Annotated in this window: 16 protein-coding genes; 3 read left to right on the forward strand and 13 right to left on the reverse strand. The window is 71.8% G+C overall.

The genetic code is table 11. The features are described from left to right. Positions 1-35: 35 nt before the first annotated feature. The 5 genes from ACQP2Y_RS29330 to ACQP2Y_RS29350 all read right to left on the reverse strand — a co-directional run bounded on the left by ACQP2Y_RS29330 (position 36) and on the right by ACQP2Y_RS29350 (position 5464). Positions 36-185, reverse strand: coding sequence for a hypothetical protein (locus ACQP2Y_RS29330; RefSeq protein ID WP_433718308.1), 150 nt, complete (start codon positions 183-185; stop codon positions 36-38). 145 nt (positions 186-330) lie between these two features. Beyond that, positions 331-768 (reverse strand): CBS domain-containing protein, encoded by a 438-nt coding sequence (locus ACQP2Y_RS29335; protein ID WP_433718309.1) that lies wholly within the window; start codon positions 766-768, stop codon positions 331-333. A gap of 74 nt (positions 769-842) precedes the next feature. Continuing rightward, a complete protein-coding gene (locus ACQP2Y_RS29340) occupies positions 843-2621 on the reverse strand; it encodes an FAD-dependent oxidoreductase (protein ID WP_433718310.1) in 1779 nt (592 codons plus the stop codon). Then, positions 2618-4507, reverse strand: coding sequence for a maleylacetate reductase and hydroxyquinol 1,2-dioxygenase domain-containing protein (locus tag ACQP2Y_RS29345; RefSeq protein ID WP_433718312.1), 1890 nt, complete (start codon positions 4505-4507; stop codon positions 2618-2620). Before ACQP2Y_RS29345 ends, ACQP2Y_RS29340 begins: the two co-directional genes overlap by 4 nt. Before the next feature lie 75 nt (positions 4508-4582). Further along, entirely contained in the window at positions 4583-5464 is an 882-nt protein-coding gene (locus ACQP2Y_RS29350) for a helix-turn-helix domain-containing protein (RefSeq protein WP_433718313.1), read from the reverse strand. Between the two features lie 60 nt (positions 5465-5524). Between ACQP2Y_RS29350 and ACQP2Y_RS29355 the strand changes: the two genes are divergently transcribed. Further along, positions 5525-7594 carry a protein kinase domain-containing protein gene (locus ACQP2Y_RS29355; protein ID WP_433718315.1) on the forward strand — a complete coding sequence of 690 codons (2070 nt, stop codon included), beginning with the start codon at positions 5525-5527 and terminating at the stop codon, positions 7592-7594. On the opposite strand, the gene ACQP2Y_RS29360 is transcribed toward ACQP2Y_RS29355, so the two are convergent. From ACQP2Y_RS29360 to ACQP2Y_RS29370, 3 genes are all read right to left on the reverse strand, one after another. Continuing rightward, complete coding sequence (locus ACQP2Y_RS29360) at positions 7591-8601, reverse strand: aldo/keto reductase (protein ID WP_433718317.1); 1011 nt, start codon at positions 8599-8601, stop codon at positions 7591-7593. The two genes, ACQP2Y_RS29355 and ACQP2Y_RS29360, sit on opposite strands and share 4 nt — an antisense overlap. A 63-nt stretch (positions 8602-8664) precedes the next feature. After that, entirely contained in the window at positions 8665-9897 is a 1233-nt protein-coding gene (locus tag ACQP2Y_RS29365; protein ID WP_433718318.1) for a glycoside hydrolase family 3 N-terminal domain-containing protein, read from the reverse strand. A gap of 51 nt (positions 9898-9948) precedes the next feature. Then, entirely contained in the window at positions 9949-10866 is a 918-nt protein-coding gene (locus tag ACQP2Y_RS29370; RefSeq protein ID WP_433718319.1) for a lytic polysaccharide monooxygenase auxiliary activity family 9 protein, read from the reverse strand. 157 nt (positions 10867-11023) lie between these two features. Between ACQP2Y_RS29370 and ACQP2Y_RS29375 the strand changes: the two genes are divergently transcribed. Then, positions 11024-11392: an FKBP-type peptidyl-prolyl cis-trans isomerase gene (locus ACQP2Y_RS29375; RefSeq protein WP_212989353.1), complete on the forward strand. Its 369-nt coding sequence runs from the start codon at positions 11024-11026 to the stop codon at positions 11390-11392. Positions 11393-11512: 120 nt separating this feature from the next. Here ACQP2Y_RS29375 and ACQP2Y_RS29380 read toward each other — a convergent pair whose 3' ends face one another. The 5 genes from ACQP2Y_RS29380 to ACQP2Y_RS29400 all read right to left on the reverse strand — a co-directional run bounded on the left by ACQP2Y_RS29380 (position 11513) and on the right by ACQP2Y_RS29400 (position 16150). Continuing rightward, a complete protein-coding gene (locus ACQP2Y_RS29380) occupies positions 11513-12388 on the reverse strand; it encodes a hypothetical protein (protein ID WP_433718320.1) in 876 nt (291 codons plus the stop codon). 153 nt (positions 12389-12541) lie between these two features. Next, the gene (locus tag ACQP2Y_RS29385; RefSeq protein ID WP_433718321.1) at positions 12542-13411 is read right to left on the reverse strand and encodes a carbohydrate ABC transporter permease; all 870 of its coding nucleotides are present in this window, start codon (positions 13409-13411) and stop codon (positions 12542-12544) included. Beyond that, on the reverse strand, positions 13408-14370 hold the full coding sequence (locus ACQP2Y_RS29390) for a carbohydrate ABC transporter permease (RefSeq protein ID WP_360828290.1): 963 nt from the start codon (positions 14368-14370) through the stop codon (positions 13408-13410). The genes ACQP2Y_RS29385 and ACQP2Y_RS29390 overlap by 4 nt, the downstream gene beginning before the upstream one ends. A 14-nt stretch (positions 14371-14384) precedes the next feature. Next, a complete protein-coding gene (locus tag ACQP2Y_RS29395; RefSeq protein ID WP_360828287.1) occupies positions 14385-15758 on the reverse strand; it encodes an ABC transporter substrate-binding protein in 1374 nt (457 codons plus the stop codon). Between the two features lie 143 nt (positions 15759-15901). After that, complete coding sequence (locus ACQP2Y_RS29400; RefSeq protein WP_433718324.1) at positions 15902-16150, reverse strand: RNA-binding S4 domain-containing protein; 249 nt, start codon at positions 16148-16150, stop codon at positions 15902-15904. A 38-nt stretch (positions 16151-16188) separates the two neighbouring features. On the opposite strand from ACQP2Y_RS29400, the gene ACQP2Y_RS29405 reads away from it, so the two are divergent. Then, positions 16189-17016, forward strand: a complete 828-nt coding sequence (locus tag ACQP2Y_RS29405; RefSeq protein ID WP_433718325.1) for a DUF1775 domain-containing protein — start codon at positions 16189-16191, stop codon at positions 17014-17016. Positions 17017-17115 lie beyond the last annotated feature (99 nt).

Here is a 17115-nt window from a genome sequence, read left to right on the forward strand (position 1 = left end):
GGCCCGGGGGCGTACGCGTCCCCGGGCCGCTCTGCTCAGATGAGCGTCCGACCGCCGCTGCGCGGATCCTCGACCCGGCGGCTGCGGTAGATGTCGCCCTGGTTGGCGGCGGCCCGCCACGGGCGGGCGAGATCCAGGGCGACGTGAAACTCCGGCGCATCGCGATCAAGGACAGCGATGGCCAACTGCTCCGGCCCGGCGACCCGCGGTCAGCTCGCTTCCGTCGGACCGATGATCGCCGAGGACATCAGCCCGGCGCTCTGGGTGGTGGCAACCTTCAGCGTCACCGCGGCATCGTGCCACGGTGCGCCATGTCTATGGGCGGACGCGTTAGAAGCGTTCCCCGGTGATGTAGCCGGCGAGGGAGGAGCGCTCGGTCTCCAGCTCGCCGATCCGTTCCTTGACCACGTCGCCGATGCTCACGATGCCGCGCAGGGTGCCGTCGACCACCACCGGCACGTGCCGGAACCGCCGTTCGGTCATCAAGCGCTCCACGTCCTCGATCGGGGCGTCGGGCTCGACGGTGTGCACCTCGGCGGTGTGGATGGCGGTGACCGGCTCGGCCAGCACGGCGGCACCGCGCACGGCCAGGGCCCGCACGATGTCGCGCTCACTGACGATGCCGTCGACCCTGGATCCGTCGGCGGACACCACGATGGCGCCGATCCGGTGCTCGGCCAGCACCGTCAGCAGAGCGTCGACGCGCGTCTCCGGAGACACCGTCACGACTTGCCCGCCCTTGACACGAAGAACGTCACTGATCCGCATGTTCCCTCCCCAGGCCTGGTCCCCTCCACCCTAGGCGTCCGGAGGGCCACTTCCGGGTGATCGGAGCGTCCGATTTACGGAGCTGAGGATCCGGGGACGGCCTCGTCACGGGCCAGCACCCGGCGCAGCGCCGCCGCAAGCACCTCGGCCGGATCGCCGGGCAGGCCAGGACTGCGGAACGCCACGTAGTTGTCCGGGCGCAGCAGCACGCAGCCGGTGTCGCCGACTTCGCGCAGGCGGGCCCAGTCGCCGTACAGGTCCTCGTAGTCGGCCCCGGGGCCGATCGTCGCCGCGGTCAGCGGGACCCCCAGCGTGCCGGCGAGCGTGGCCGCCGCCGCGACCCACGGCTCGCCGCCGATCCCGGTCAGCAGCGTGAACCGGCCGTGGCCGCCCACGTCGAGGGTGGAGATCCGCTCGGAGCCGTGGCCCAGCCAGGCGTGCGGCACCTTGGCGCCGGGCCAGGTCGTCGGGTGGTGGAACAGTTCCTCGTCGCGGGGGTTGGCCGGCGCCTGCGTACTGTCGGGGACGACCGCCGCCGAGCGGTAGCGCTGGTCCAGCTCGACGCCGTGGGTGTTGAACTCGTAGTCCTTGAAGGCGATCGCCTCGCGCAGCAGCTGGCGCTGTTTCTCCGAGGCGTCACCGGGGAGCTTGCGGGCGTCCATGTTCGCCCGCATCTGGTCCGGGTCCTCGGTCGAGAGCAGGCCCAGCGCCTGGAAGATGCGGCCGGTCTCGCCGATGCTGCGGTTGGCCCGTTCCACGATCTGCGCGCCGACCGGCGCCCGCTCCGCGCTGTACGACTCCAGCAGCCCCGGCCCGGCCGCCCCGGACAGCACCAGCTTCAGCTTCCAGGCCAGGTTGTACGCGTCCTGGATCGAGGTGTTGGAGCCCAGCCCGTTCGACGGCGGGTGCCGGTGCACCGCGTCGCCGGCGCAGAACACCCGGCCCTGCTGGTAGCGCTCGGCGTACAGGTGGTTGACCGTCCAGGCCGACGACGACTTGATGGTGACCGGCACGGTGTCGTCGCCGATGAGCTGGTGGGCGATCTGCCGGGCGTACGCGTCGGTGAGGTCCGGCGGCTCGCCGTCGATGTCGTAGCCCCAGACGATCAGCCACTCGTGCCACGGCCGGACGCAGCGCACCAGGCCCATGCCGATGCCGCCCACGTCGGCGCCGGTCTGCAGCACCCAGTAGAGGGTGCTGGGCCGGTGCGCGACGTAGCGGGTCAGGTCGGCCTCGAAGACGATGTTGATGCTGCCGGCGACGCCCATCCGGCCGACCATCGGCAGGCCGATGTCCTCGGCGACCTTGCTGCGCCCGCCGTCCGCGCCGATCAGATACTTCGCGCGGATCCGGTACTCGTCGCCGCGCAGCCGGTCGCGCACGGTCGCGGTGACGCCGTCGTCGTCCTGGGTCAGCGACAGGTATTCGGTGTCGTAGCGCAGGTGGGTGCCGCGGGCGGTGGCGGCGCCGGCCAGCACCGGCTCCATCAGGTGCTGCGGCATGTCGCACATCGCCGTGGGCGAGGCCAGGTCGTGGTCGGCCTGCCGGGACGGATGGGTGTACCAGGTGTGCAGCCGGCCCAGTTCCTCGCCGTTGAGCGCGGAGACGAACGGCGTCTGGCCCATCAGGTGCTGCGGCGTGGCCAGGGCGACCACCTGCTCCTCGAGGCCGGCGTCGCGCAGCACCTCCATCGTGCGCTGGTTGGTGATGTGCGCGCGGGGCGTGTCGGCCAGCCGGCTGTACTTGGTGACCATGATGTTCGGCACGCCGTACGTGCTGAGCAGCATCGCCGCCGCACTGCCGGCCGGCCCGCTGCCGACGATGAGCACGTCGGTCTCGACCACATCTGTCACGGCTTCTCCTCGGCGATCCGGAAGGTGTACGACACCTGGTGCCATTCCTCGACCGCGCGGCCGTCCGGCGGGGCGCCGGAGCCGGGCGCGAAGTCGACGATCAGGTCGTCCTTGACCCCGAACACGGTGTCGGAGTCCAGGTAGGCGCCGCCGGCCACGAACAGCTGGGTGACCAGGCGGCGGTAGCCCGGCGCGCTGATCATGAAGTGCAGGTGCGGCGCGCGGTACTGGTGGCGGCCGGTCGCCGCGAGCATCTGCCCGACCGGGCCGTCGTCCGGGATCGGGTACTCCGACGGCAGGATCGTCCAGAAGCGCACCCGGCCGTCGGTGTCGCTGGTGAACCGGGCCCGCAGCACCGGTCCGGCCTGCTCGGGGAGCTGCACGTCGTAGAAGCCGTCGTCGTTGGACTGCCAGACGTCGACCACCGCCCCGGCCACCGGCTGGCCCGCCACGTCGGCGATCAGCACGTCGGCCCACAGCGGCGTGCCGGGCAGGCCGCCGGCGATGTCCGCGCCGAGCGGCTCCGGCGGCGGCCCGGGCACGTAGAACGGCCCGAGCACGGCCGACGGGGTGGTCTGCGGGGTGCGCGAGTTGCTCAGCAGATCGACCATGCTCGACACGCCGAGGGTGTCGGAGAGCAGCACGAACTCCTGACGGGTGGGCGAGCACAGCTGGCCGGTGCGGGTGAGGAAGTCGACGGCGTACTCCCACTCCTGCTGGGTGAGGTCGTTGCGGTTGGTGTAGTCGTGCAGGACCCGGACCAGGTCGGTGACCAGGGTGCGGACCCGCGGATCGGGCGTCGCGGCGAAACTGGCCAGGACCTGGCCGGTCAGGGCGCTGAAGTCGGGCACGGCGGCGGGTCCGGGCGGGCGGGTGCCCTCGTACGCGGTCCCGAGCAGCGCACGGACCCCGTCGACATCCACCCGTCGCGCCGCCTCGTCCAGGTCACCGGCGGCCATGCCGAGCTCGCGGAGGGAGGTCGGGCCGCCCCACGAGGTGATCAGGTCGTACAGGCCGGAGGGGGCGTCGCGGACGTTGAGCGCCTCGGCCACCACCCGCATCGCCTCCGGGACGGCCGCCGCCTGGTGAGCCATGACCTGCGGCAACATGACCGTGTGGGTGGGCGCGTGCGGCAGCCCGAACGAGCCGCCCAGCAGGTGGCAGAGCTTGTGGTGCAGGCCCATCCGTACGGTGCCCAGGCAGATGCCGGCCAGCCAGGCCCCGGTGAGGGCGTCCGAGCGGGCCTCCAGATCACCGGGCTCGGCGACGATGCCGGGCAGCGCGCGGGCCAGCAGAGTGATCGCCCGTTGCGCCAGCGCGCCGGTCGCCGGGTTCGCGTCCGGCGAGTAGAGCGCCTCCACCGCGTGCGCCATCGCGTTGACCCCGCTGGTGACCGAGAGCGGCACCGGCAGACCGAGGGTCAGCCGCACGTCGTACAGGACGGTCTCGGGGAGGATCTCCGGCGCCGAGCGGGTCGTCTTGCCGGTTTCATCGGTCTCGCCGAGCACCGGGGTGACCTCGGAACCGGCGTACGTGCTCGGCACGGCGATCTGCGGCAGCCCGGTGCGCACCGACAGCGCCTTGCCCAGCCCGGTGGCCGAGCCGCCGCCGACCGAGACGAGGCAGTCCGCGTCGAGGCCGCGGACCAGCTCCAGCGCCTCCCGGGTGACATCGACCGGGGTGTGCATCGCGGCGCCGGCGAAGTGCCCGGCGAGCAGCGGACCGAGGCTCGCGGCAGCCCGCGCGGCGGCGTCGGCCGTGCCCGCGCCGGAGACCACCAGCACCCGGCTGCGGCCGAGGCGGCGCACCTCCTCCGGCAGCTGGTCCAGCACCCCGGGCCCGAACACGACCCGGGCCGGACCGGACGTGTACGCGAAGGACGTCATGGTGCGAACCTCCCACGGTTGCGCCGTCGTTTCCTGCACAGAACCACCGCGTCGCTGCACGAAACGATTTCTCGTTCAGCCGTCTCGCCGTACCGCTGCGGGTGTGGTCTGCAGATGCCGGCGCATCACCCGGGTGAGATGTTCCTGGTGGGTGAAGCCGCAGCGGTCCGCGACCGCGGCGATCGGCAGGGTGCCGGTGCGCAGCAGCCGGCACGCGGTGTCGAGCCGCAGGCGCAGCAGATACTGGTGCGGGGCCTGGCCGACGCGGGCCTTGAACTGCCGGGAGAAGTGGCTGACGCTCAGCCCGGCCGCCGCGGCCATGTCGGCCAGCGGCACCGGCTCGCCGAGCCGTTCGGTGAGCAGCTCACGCACCTGGGCCAGCTGCCGCTCGCTGAGCCCGGCCGGTCGGCGCCGCTCGTCCAGCTCGGCCGGCGCCCGCCGGGTGCCGTGCCGGCGGGCCAGCTGCGCGGCCAGCAGGCCGGCGACCTGATCCACATAGGTACGCGCGGACGGCTCCCACTGCCGCAACACCGAGTCCAGCGCCAGCACCAGCTGCTCCAGCAGCGGATCGGCCACACCCAGCTCCTCCGCCAGCCTGACCGGCGGCCCGTCCTGCTCCTGCTGCAACGCGTCGTCGTCGAGGTACACGTGCACGGTGTCGAGCGGTCCGCCCAGCTCCACAGTCAGGTCCTTGCCGGCCGGGTGCACGAAGAAGCCGCCCGGGGCGACCGTGCGCGCGCTGGTCAGCCCGAGGTGGCCGCGGCGCACGGTGACCGGCCCGTTGAGGTGCAGGATGACGAGGTGGCTGCGGGCGGCGTCGAAGGCGGCCCGGTACGGCTGCTCGCGCTGGGTGGACACGTAGAGCCCGGACCAGCCCAGACCCGCACTGGTCCGGTCGGGCCGGATCCACGGCTGACGCAGGATCCCGTTGGTGTCGAGCAGCGACAGCTCGTCCATGCCGCATCCTAACCCCGCGCGGCAGGAGTGGCCGGTGCTGTCATCGGGTATGGCGGTGTCATGACAGTGGGCCCGGTCGTCGTCGCCAGTCGGTACCGGCTGGGTGAGACGCTCGGCGTCGGCGGCATGGGCCGGGTCTTCCTGGCCCGCGACGAGGTGCTCGACCGGGACGTCGCGATCAAGGAGATCGTGCCGCCGGACGACATCGACGAGGCCGACCGCGACGCCGTGCAGCAGCGCACGCTGCGCGAGGCCCGGGCGGCGGCCCGGATCAGCCACCCCAACGCGGCCCAGGTGTACGACGTCATCGCGGCGGACGGTGCCACCTGGATCGTGATGGAGTACGTGAAGTCGCGCTCGCTGAAAGAGGTCATCGACCAGGAGGGCCCGCTGGCGCCGCGCCGGGTCGCCGAGATCGGCCTGGCCGTGCTGAACGCCCTCGACGCCTCCCACCGGGCCGGCGTCCGGCACCGCGACGTCAAGCCGGCCAACGTGCTGCTGGGCGACGACGGCCGGGTGGTCCTCACCGACTTCGGCATCGCCACCATCGAGGGCGACGGCATCGTGACCAGCTCGAACATGGTGCTGGGCTCCCCGCAGTACATGTCACCCGAGCGGGTCCGCGACGGCACCACACTGCCCGCCTCCGACCTGTGGTCGCTGGGCGCGACCCTGTACACGGCGGTGGAGGGGCACTCGCCGTACGAGCGCGGGTCGGTGTTCGAGACGCTGACCGCGGTCGCCTCCGACGAGCCGGCCCCGGCCGGGCACGCCGGGGTGCTGGCGCCGGTCCTCGACGGGCTGCTGCGCAAGGACCCGGCCGCGCGTCTCGACCTGGAAGAGGCCCGGGCGCTGTTGGAAGAGGTCGCGAGCGGGGAGGCGGCGGCTCCTCCGCGTTCGCGGTGGCCCTGGAGCAACCGGCGTGACCGGGACCGGGACCGCGACCGCAACGAGCCGGCCCGGGCTACGGCCGCAGCCACAGCGCCTGCCCCGGCTCCGGCTCCGGCTCCGGCGGCGGAACCGGCACCCACCACGCCACGCGACGCGCGACCCGCACCCACCACGCCACCCGACGCAGACCCCGCACCCACCACGCCACCCGACGCAGACCCCGCACCCACCACGCCACCCGACGCGCAACCCGCACTCGCCACGCCACCCGACGCGCAACCCGCACCGGCACCGACCTCGGCACCCACACCGGCACCGGCATCGGTCGTGCCCCGGCAACGGGTGCCCGAGGCCGAGATCATCACCGAGGCAGAGAACAAGGCCGCCTCCGCCCCCATCACCGAGAACAAGGCCGCGGCCGCGCCGCTCACCGAAGCCGAGCCCGTAACCGAAGCCGAGCCGAAGGCCGCTCCCCCGCGCGGCACTGCGCCGGTACCCGGTCCCAAAACGGCTGCCCCGCGGCGAAAGTCCCTGCTGGCCGCGGGAGTCGCCGCCGTGGTGCTGGCCGGCGCGGGCACCACCTGGTGGGCCCTGCGCGACGACGGCGACGGCACGCCCCGAACAGCCCCGACCGCCGCGACGACGGCATCAGCCCAGGCCACGACCGGTCCAGGCTCGGCCGGCCAGGGCACATCATCGACGGACCCTGCCGGCGTACCGGTCGGATCTGCCCCCGCCCCGAGCGGGACCCCGGCCAGCAGCGCGCCCACCGGCCGGGCCGGGGACCCGGTGGCCCGCCCGCCGCTGCCCGACGGCTGGCGTGACTACCGGGACCCCACCGGTTTCCGGGTCTACGTCCCCGAGGGCTGGTCCAAGTCGAAGCGCGGCTCGATCGTCTACTTCCGCGACGGCAAAGGCCACGTGTTGGGCATCGACCAGACGAACAAGCCGCAGCCCAACCCGAAGGCCGACTGGCAGGGCAAGGCCGAGTACCGGGTCGCGGCCGGTGACTTCCCGGGCTACCAAGAGATCAAGATCGTCTCGGTGAAGTACTGGCAGAAGGCCGCCGACTGGGAATTCACCTTCAACGGCAGCAACCGCCGCCATGTCAACAACCGCGGCTTCATCACCTCGAAGAAGCAGGCGTACGGCATCTGGTGGGAGACCAGCGACTCCCGCTGGAAGGCCGACCGCGACGACCTGCAACTGATCTTTGACAGCTTCCGCCCGAAGACCTAGACCCCAGCGGCGTCCAGCCGGTGCAGCTGGTCCTCGCCGAGCTTCACGTCCAGGGCCGGCAGCGCCGCCTCGAACTGCTCCGGCGTCCGCGGCCCGACCAGCGGAATCGTCTGCGGCGAGGGCTGCTGCATCAGCCACGCCAGGACGAGCTGGTTCGGCGTGACACCCACCTCAGCAGCCACCTCGGTCAGCAAGGCGAGCCGCGCGTCGGTGTCCGGCCCGGCGTACGCCTCCATGGCCCAGTGCCCGGCCCGCTTGGCCGGGTCGTCGTAGATCCCCTTGAGGATCGGCGAGTACGCCACCAGCGTCAGGTCCTCGTGCGTGTCGAGGTAGTCCAGCTGCTCGGCCCCGACGATGGACACGCTGTCGTTGCCGGGACGGGGCCGCAGGTACGAGTGCTGCTGTTGCAGGGCCACCGGGGCCGGCCAGCCGTACCGGTCGCACAGTTGCCGGATCCGCTCCAGCCGCCAGGTCCGCACGTTGGACCAGCCCAGGTAGCGGATCTTCCCGGCCTGCACCAGGCCGGCCAGCGCCTCCAGGGTCTCCTCCAGCGGGGTGGCCCGGTCGTCGACGTGCACGTAGTAGAGGTCGACGTGGTCGGTGCCGAGCCGCCGCAGGCTGCCGTCGAGGGCGTGCCGCAGCGTGTCACCGCCCGCGCCGGCGAACGTGCGCCGGGCCAGGTCCCAGTTCGCCGTGCCGTCGGCGTCCCACAGCTGCGGCGAATACTCCGGCAGCGCACTGCCCTTCGTCGCGAGGAACACCTGGTCGCGCCGCCCACCCTGGCGCAGCCAGCGGCCGAGCAGCTCTTCGCTCTCCCCGCCCCGGCTGTCCCGCCTCGCCCACCACTCGTAGCAGTCCGCGGTGTCGATGAACGACCCGCCGACCTCGAGGTAGCGGTCCAGGATGTGCACCGAGTCCTGCTCGTCCGTGGCGTTGCCCATCTGCATGGCCCCGAGCGCGATCCGGCTGACCTGCTGCCCGGTGGTGCCCAGTTCGATCGTCTGCATACCGAGGACGCTAGGACCTGGAGCGCGCTCCAGGTCAACACCGCAGTGCGGATCCGGTACGGATCAGCAGGTCAGCAGGCCGGCGCGGTCCTTGGCCCGCAGCACGTGGCGGGCCGCCTCGGTCAGCCGGGTGGCGAACGGTGCCGACGTGCGGGCCTCCGCGATCAGTGACGCGGCCATCGGCGCCGCGTCCTGCGGCCGGATCGTCAGCGCCAGGTCGCCGCCCGCCGCCACGAACCGCACCGCGCGCTCACCGGCGGGCAGCGACGACGCCGAGTCGGCCGCGCCCAGGTCGTCCGACATCACCAGCCCGGTGTAGCCGAGCCGCTCGCGCAGCAGGCCGGTGACGATCGGCTTGGAATACGCCGCGATGGACGAGCCGTCGATCTTCGGGTACGTCGCGGACGAGATCATCACCCCGGCCGACCCGGCCTTGATCCCGGCCACGAACGGCTTCAGGTACGGATCGTCGGCCGTGGTCGTGTTGTCGACCACCCGGACGGCGGTGTCGGTGTTGGCGCGGACCCGGCCCAGCCCCGGGAAATGCTTGAGGATGGTCAGCACCTCGGCGCCCTGCGACGCCGACACCACCGTGGCGATGTCCGCCGCGACCGCGTCCGGGTCGGAGCCGTACTGGCGGTGGAAGCCGCCGATGGGCGGGTTGCCCTCCCCCAGTTTCGCCGGGACCGTGTCCGCGACCGGCGCCAGGTTGACCGTCACGCCGATCCCGGCGAGGCGCTGGGCCGTGTCGCGCACGGTGCCGCGCAGCTTCGCCGGAGGGCCGGCGCCGAGCCGCTGGGCCGACGGGATCAGCGGGAAGTCGCGGCCCTTGAGGGTCTGCACGCTGCCGCCCTCCTGGTCGAGCGCGACCAGCAGTGGCGTCCCGGCCCGGCGTTGCAGGGCGGTGATGTCGGCGCGCAGGCCCGCGGCGGACCGGGAGCTGCGCCCGGCCAGGAAGACCCCGCCGAGGTCGTGGCGGGCGACCACGTCACCGAGCTCGCGCGGGTTGCCGACCGGGGTGCCGATCATGAGCACCTGGCCGGCGCGCTCGGCCGGGGACAGCCCGGCCAGGATCGTGTCGACGCAGCCCTGCGGACTCGGCGAGGCACTGGCCGGTGCGCTCGCCGACGCACTCGGCGTGGCGCTTGGCGTGGCGCTTGGCGTGCTGGGCGCCGGCGGAGCGGACGGCAGGGCCCGCGGCGCGGGAGTGTCGGCGACGGCTCGCCGGATCACCAGGCCCGCGATCACGATCAGCAGGACCACTCCGGCACTCAGCCACCGCACTCTGCTCGTCATCGCCGCCCACGCTATCGAACGCCGGATAGGCGCCCGCGGGCCGTGCGAGGGCTACCGCCGGCGGAGCCGCTTGAAGCCGGCGGCCGCCAGCACACCCGCGATCACGATCAGGGCCGCGATGATGATCTGGTGTCCCAGGGCCACCCGGTCCAGCGTGTCCTGGGACTGCGCCGCCGGGCGCAGCCAGGTGTCGTCGCTCTGCTGCGGCACCCCCGCGGCGGCCGGGCCGGCGGCCTCCTGGGGTGAGGCCACCACGCCGGGCTCGGCCGAGCGGGACACCTTCGGCTTCGGCGCCGCGGCGGCCTTGCTGGGCTTGGTCGCGGCGACCGCCGCCGGGGCCTTGAGCTGCAGATCCGAGCACGAGTAGTAGGTGTCCGGGGTGCTGGAGGTCTGCCAGACCGTGTAGAGGACGTGCCGTCCCGTACGGTCGGCGGGCAGCTCGGCGCTCATCCGGTAGGCGCCGGAGCGCAGCGGCGGGTCCTGCACCGTCAGGATCGGCTTGCTGCCCAGGTCGTCCCAGCCCAGCGGCTGCTTTGGGTCGTAGCCCTGCTTGGTCAGGTAGACCCGGAAGGTGCCCTGGTGCGGGATCGTGGCCCGGTACTTGATGGTCAGCGTGCTGCCCGCGGCCAGCTTCGTCGTCGGCCAGTCCGTGCGGGGCAGGTCCAGGCCCTGGAATTCCGGCAGGTCACCGCTGCACAGGTTGCCGTCCGGGATGAACTGCTTGTCCTTGCCGTTCACGTTCGGCACCCGCACGTTGTCGAAGTTGCCGAAGGACCGCCCGTTCGCCGCGAGGGCCGCCTTGCACGCCGCTGAGCCCGCCTGCTCGCCGCCGGTGGCGCACGCCGCGGTACGGCTGAGCGGCTGGGTCGGCGCGCCGTGCGCGAGCGCGGGTGCCGTCGGGAGCAGTGTCGTGGCCGCGGCGATCCCACCGGCCAGGATCAGCGCAGCGGTACGGCGTACGACGGTCATGCCTTCTCCTCGTGCTCGCGGGGTGCGGCGGCGGCCGGCCTCCCGGCGAACAGTACGGAGATGAGGGCTCAGTCGTTCACCACCGTGGGTGGCGCTGCCCGGAAAAACCTCCCGCTGTGGTTGCATGGCCATGCAGTCACACAAATCAGGAGGACACATGGAGAAGCCCGACGTCGGCCCCATCGCGGGTGAGCCGCCGGCCGAGCTGGTCGTGGAGGATCTGGTCGTCGGTGACGGCGACGAGGCCAAGCCGGGCCACCAGGTCACCGTCCACTACGTGGGGGTCGCGTTCTCCTCGGGCAAGGAGTTCGACGCCTCGTACAACCGGGGCGAGGCGTTCGACTTCGGCCTGGGCGCCGGTCAGGTCATCGGCGGATGGGACCAGGGGGTGGTCGGCATGCGCGTCGGCGGCCGCCGCAAGCTGACCATCCCCCCGCACCTCGGCTACGGCGCCCGCGGCGCCGGTGGCGTGATCAAGCCGAACGAGACCCTCATCTTTGTGGTGGATCTGCTCGGGGTGCAGTAAGCGAGGGCCGGCAGGCCGCGCGGGCCGGGACGGGCGTCGCCTGTCCCGGCCCGCTGCTGTCCGCTTCGCTCGGGACCGGCCGCCGGACCGGCGACGGGTCGAACGGCTCGCCGATCGGGGTCATCGGGCCGCCTTCAGGTCGGCGCAGCCCGTCTCGTCCGGCAGCAGCGGGCGCAGCAGCACCGACCAGCCGTTGTTCGCCCAGACCCAGGGGGTGGTCGCGGTGGCGTCCTTGGCCGCGGCGAGCACGGCGTCGCGCTGCTCGCCGGTGGCGGTCACGCAGCTGAGCTTCAGATCCGGGTTCAGCGGCTCGCCCGGCAGCGCGGGGCCGGGCCATTCCACGGTCCGGGGGCGTCCGGGCTGGTCCGCGGGCTCCACGTACGGCTGCACGATCCCGGCGATGACCTCCGGCTTGTACTGCTGGGGCTCGCCGGTCGTCAGCTTGGTGGTCAGGTCGCCGAGCTCGTCGACGAACGTGCGCAGCTTCGTCCGGGCCTGCTGCTGGGCCTTGGTGAGCTGCGGGTCGTCCGGCCGGGCCTCACGCAGCGCCACCGCGCCGACGGTCCGCTCCCCCGCGGCGGTCACGACGGTGACCTCGGTAGTCGGCGCGTCGGCGACTCCGGGCTGGCCGAAGTCGGTGCCGGGCTTGACGCCGGCCGCGACGGCCTTGTCGAGCAGCTGTTGCAGGGTGGCCGGGGAGATCGTGCCCCACTGCAGATTGGGCAGGGCGGGGCCGGGATAGCTCAGGGTGACCGGGCCGTTGAAGATCACCCGGCCGTCGGCGTACACGCTGGTCTCGGGGAGCCGGCCGACGATCGCGCTCGGGGGCACGAAGCCACCGGCGGAGGAGACCCGCAGCACCAGCGCGTCGCCGTCGCCGGTGGCGGGGGCCGAGGAGCTGTCCGGCGACGGGCCGGTGCTCGGGGCGCCGGCGGCGGTCGGCTGGGCACAGGCGCTGAGCAGGAACAAGGTCACGGCGGCAGCGGCCGTCCACAAGCCGCGAAGTCTGGTCATAGGCGGTCAGACGTACCCCGGGGCGCACCGGTTCCTACCCCTTTCGGGGAAAAAATTCGGTCCCGGGACGCAGTGACCGGCCCCGGGGGGCGGGGCCGGTCACCTCTATCGGGGCGGAGTGTGGATCAGGGGCGGCTACTTGACCGAGCCCAGGGACAGGCCCTGCACGAGCTTGTCCTGGGCCGCGAAGCCGGCCACGAGCACGGGTAGCGACACCACGAAGGCAGCCGCGCAGAGCTGGGCCAGGAACAGGCCCTGGCTGGTGACGAAGCTGGTCAGGAACACCGGGGAGGTCTCCGCCACGGTGGCCGTCAGCACCCGGGCGAAGAGCAGTTCGTTCCAGCTGAAGATGAAGCAGATCAGCGCGGTCGCGGCGATGCCGGGCATGACCACCGGCGCGATGACCGAGCGCAGCGTCTTGGCCAGGCCGGCGCCGTCCATCGAGGCGGCCTCGAGCATCTCCACCGGCACCTCGGACAGGAACGAGCGCATCATCCAGACCGCGATGGGCAGGTTCATCGAGGTGTAGAAGACGATCAGCAGCCAGATGTTGTCCAGCAGACCGGTGTTCTGCGCGAACAGGTACAGCGGCAGCAGGCCGGCGACGACGGGCAGCATCTTGGTCGACAGGAAGAAGAACAGGACGTCGGTCCACTTCTTGACCGGCTTGATCGACAACGCGTACGCCGCCGGGAACGACAGCAGCAGCACCAGCAGGGTCGAGATGACGCTGGCGGTCAGCGAGTTGAGCAGCGGCGGCCACGGGCTCGCGCCGCCGGAGAAGAACTCGCGGTAGCCCTCCAGAGTCAGCGGGGCGGCCACGGCGGGCGGATTGGTGGCGGCGTCGGACTCGCTGTGGAAGGAGGTCAGCACCATCCAGACCACGGGCAGCACGAACAGCAGACCGACCACCCAGGCGAGCAGCGACAGCCACGGCCCGCCGCGGTCCTTCTTCTTCGGTACGGCCTGATGGCTGGGCGCGGTGCGGGTCAAGGAAGTGGTCATCGGCCCGGGTCCTCCTTGAACAGCGACGAGACCGTCCGCAGGGCGAACGTCGCGATGATGATCGTGCCGATCACGACCACGACGGCGGCGGCGGACGCCCGGCCGTAGTCGTGGGCCTGGTAGAAGATCTGGTAGATCGTGTACGGCAGGTTCGCCGTACCGAGGCCACCGGACGTGATGGTGAAGACCGCGTCGAAGTTCTGCACGATGTAGATGGAGCCGAGCAGCGCGCCGAGCTCGAGATACTGGCGCAGGTGCGGCAGCGTCATGCTGCGGAAGATCTGCCAGCTGCTGGCACCGTCGATGCGGGCGGCCTCGACGACGTCGAGCGGGCGTCCCTGCAGGCCGGCGAGCAGGATCAGCATCATGAACGGGGTCCACTGCCAGACCAGGGCGAAGATCACCGACCACAGCGGCATGTTGCTGATCCAGTCCGGCTGCGGCGGGTTGTCGGAGCCGAACAGCCCCCACACCCAGGTCAGCGCGCCGTTGAAGAGGCCGTACTCGGGGTTGTAGAGCGCGTGCTTCCAGAGCAGGGCGGCGGCTACGGGCACCACCAGGAACGGGGCGATCATCATCGTCCGGACCGCGCCGCGGCCCCGGAACTTGCGGTCCAGCAGCAGCGCGATGCCGAGCCCGAGGATCAGGCTGATCAGCACCACCCCGACGGTCAGCAGGATCGTCGTCCAGACCGCGTCACGCATGTTGACGTCGGTGAAGACCCGCCGGAAGTTGTCGAAGCCGGCGAAACCGCGCTCGTCGGGGTAGTAGGCGTTCCAGTCCATGAACGAGATGACCAGCGTCGCCACGAACGGCAGCTGGGTCACCACGATCATGAAGATCAGCGCGGGCAGCAGCGGCGCCCGCCGGGCCCAGCCGGCGGCCCGGCGCGCCGCACCGGGCGGCGTGGGCGTCAGACCGGTCGTACCGGATCCCGTCTTCTCGGCCACGGATGTCATCGCTGTCGCCCCCTTCAGCCGTTCTCGCGCGATCGGTACCGTTCCGCGACGTCGTCGGCGAGCCGCTGACCCCGTTTCAGCGCCTCGTCGACGGTCATCTGCCCGGCGATCGCGGAGCTGACGTACTGCGAGACCTGGGTGCCGAGGTCGGTGAACTCCGGGATGTCGACGAACTGGATGCCGAGCGCCGGGCGCGGCTGTACGCCGGGATTGCGCGGGTCCGCGCTGGAGATGGCCTGCTCGGTCGGCTCGGCGAACGCCGACGCCTCCTTGAGGTAGTCCGGGTTGGCGTAGGTGGAGGCGCGCTTGCCGGCCGGCACCTTGGACCAGCCCAGCTGACCGCCGACGAGCTCCTCGTACTGCTTGCTGGAGGCCCAGGAGATGAACTTCCAGGCGTTGTCCTTCTTCTCGCTCGCCTGCTGGATGCTCCACGACCACGCGTACAGCCAGCCGGAACTCGGCGTCTTGACGACCGGCGCGGCGACGTACCCGATCTTGCCCTTGACCGGGGAGTCCGCCGCCTCCAGCGTGCCCGCGGCGCTGGTCGCGTCGTACCACATCGCGGCGTTGCCCTGGACCAGGTTGTTCAGGCACTCGGTGAAGCCGGCCTGCGGGGCGCCGACCTCGCCGTGCGCGCGCACCAGGTCCACGTAGAACTGGGTGGCCTGCTTGAACTCGGGCGCGTCGACCCGTGCGTTCCAGTCCGCGTCGAACCAGGTGCCGCCGAACGTGTTCACCACCGTCGTCAGCGGCGCGAACACCTGGCCCCAGCCCGGCTGGCCGCGCAGGCAGATGCCGGCCATCCCGGGCTGCTTGCCGTCGACCTGCGCGGCGATGTCCGCCACCTGCTGCCACGTCGGCTTCGCGGGCATCTGGATGCCCTGCGCGTCCAGCACGTCCTTGCGGTACATCAGGAACGAGGACTCGCCGTAGAAGGGCTCGCCGTAGAGCTTGCCGTCGTCGGCGGTCAGCGACTTGGTCATCGGCGGCAGGATGTCCGCCTGGTTGAACGCGCTGTCCGCCGCGACGTAGTCGTCCAGCGGGGCGATCCACTTGCTCTTGGCGTAGATCGGGATCTCGAAGTTGCTCAGCGAGGCCACGTCGTACTGCCCGGCCTGGCTGGAGAACTCCTGGCTGATCTTGTCCCGGACGTCGTTCTCCGGCAGCACCGTGAAGTTGACGCTGATGCCGGTCTGCCGGGTGAAGTTGGCCTCGGTGAGCCGCTGCAGGTCGATCATCTGCGGGTTGTTCACCATCAGCACGTCGATGCTGTTCGCCCCGCCGGAGCCGGCGCTGTCACCACCCCAGCCCGCACATCCCGAGAGCGACACGGCCAGCAGGGCTGCGGCGGCCCCCGAGAGAACCGCGCGGACATGTGCACGAGACATGGAGCCTCCCCGGCGAGGCGGATCGGACTCCGGCATCTGTGACGCCGGTAACACCGGAATCAGTAGATGCCTGTGATCGACAGGATGTCAACCACTGGTCACACAGTGCTGCATATATGAGTATCGAAGTTGCGCGGAGGTCCTCAGGCGACCCGGGCCGACCGTCCCTGCACGACCACCACATCCCCCGGTCGCAGCTGCCGCCCGCGCCGGGTGTCGACCTCCCCGTTGACCGTCACGTCCCCCGACGCGATCAGGATCTTCGCCTCCCCGCCGGTGTCGATGAGATCGGCCAGTTTGAGAAACTGTCCGAGTCTGATCATGTCGCTGTTGATGGCCACGTCACGCATGCCGACCATCATGCCGAACTCGCCGAAAAGAAAGTCCGGCACGGTTGAACCATTGACGCGTCCCAGCCGAACTACCCCTCGTGAGGAACCTCGAGAAGCACCGCCGGGCGGGCGTACTGGCCGCCGCCGTCGCCGCGGGTGTGCTCTGCGCGGCATCCCCCGCCGCCGCGGACGTCACGGTCAGCCCGCCCAGCGCACCGCAGGGCAGCGGCACCAACGTGACGTTCAAGGTGACGAACACCGCCCGGAGCCCGATCACCAAGGTCAAGCTGATGCTGCCGGCCGAACTGCCGGTCGCCGAGGCCTACCCGCTGTCGGTGGACGACTGGGCGCCGCTGATCACCACCAAGTCGCTGGCCACCCCGATGGACGGCATCCACGGCGAAGCGATCGCCGAGACCGCCGCGGACATCACCTGGACCGCGATGCCCGGCAAGGCGCTCGCCCCCGGCAAATCGGCGGACCTGCCGGTCGCGATGGGCCCGATGCCGGCCTCTGCCCAGATGAGCTTCACCCTCCAGGCGACCTACGCCGACCCGGCCAAGGGCGCTCCCCTGCCGCCGGTCGTGCTGTCCCTCACCCCGGCGGCGCCCGGCCAGCAAGCGGCACCCCACTCCGGCGGGCACAACGGTACGGGCACCAGCGACACCGGTGACGCCGACGCGGCCACCTTCGCCGCCCTGATCGACGCCAACGACGGCCCCGGCTTCTGGACCATCGCCGGCTGGGTCGTCGCCGCCCTGGCCGCAGCCGCCGGAGCCGTCGCGGTGCTGCGAGCACGCCGCCGCCCGGCCGAAACCGCAGCGACCGAAGAGCCGGAAGCCGAGCCGGACGACAAGGAACTCGTCGGCGCGGCCAAGACACCACGGGTCACGTCCTGGAGCTACAAGGACGGCCCGACCGAGTGACAGACGTCCCGCGCAGGTGGGCGCGGGTGTGTCGTGCTGATGCGCGTGGGGCGCGGAACACGACCGGCGGGTGGGGTCCAGGGCAAGACCCACGACCTG

Origin of the sequence: Actinoplanes sp. CA-051413, assembly GCF_050955795.1 — a bacterium.
Classification (GTDB): Bacteria; Actinomycetota; Actinomycetes; order Mycobacteriales; family Micromonosporaceae; genus Actinoplanes.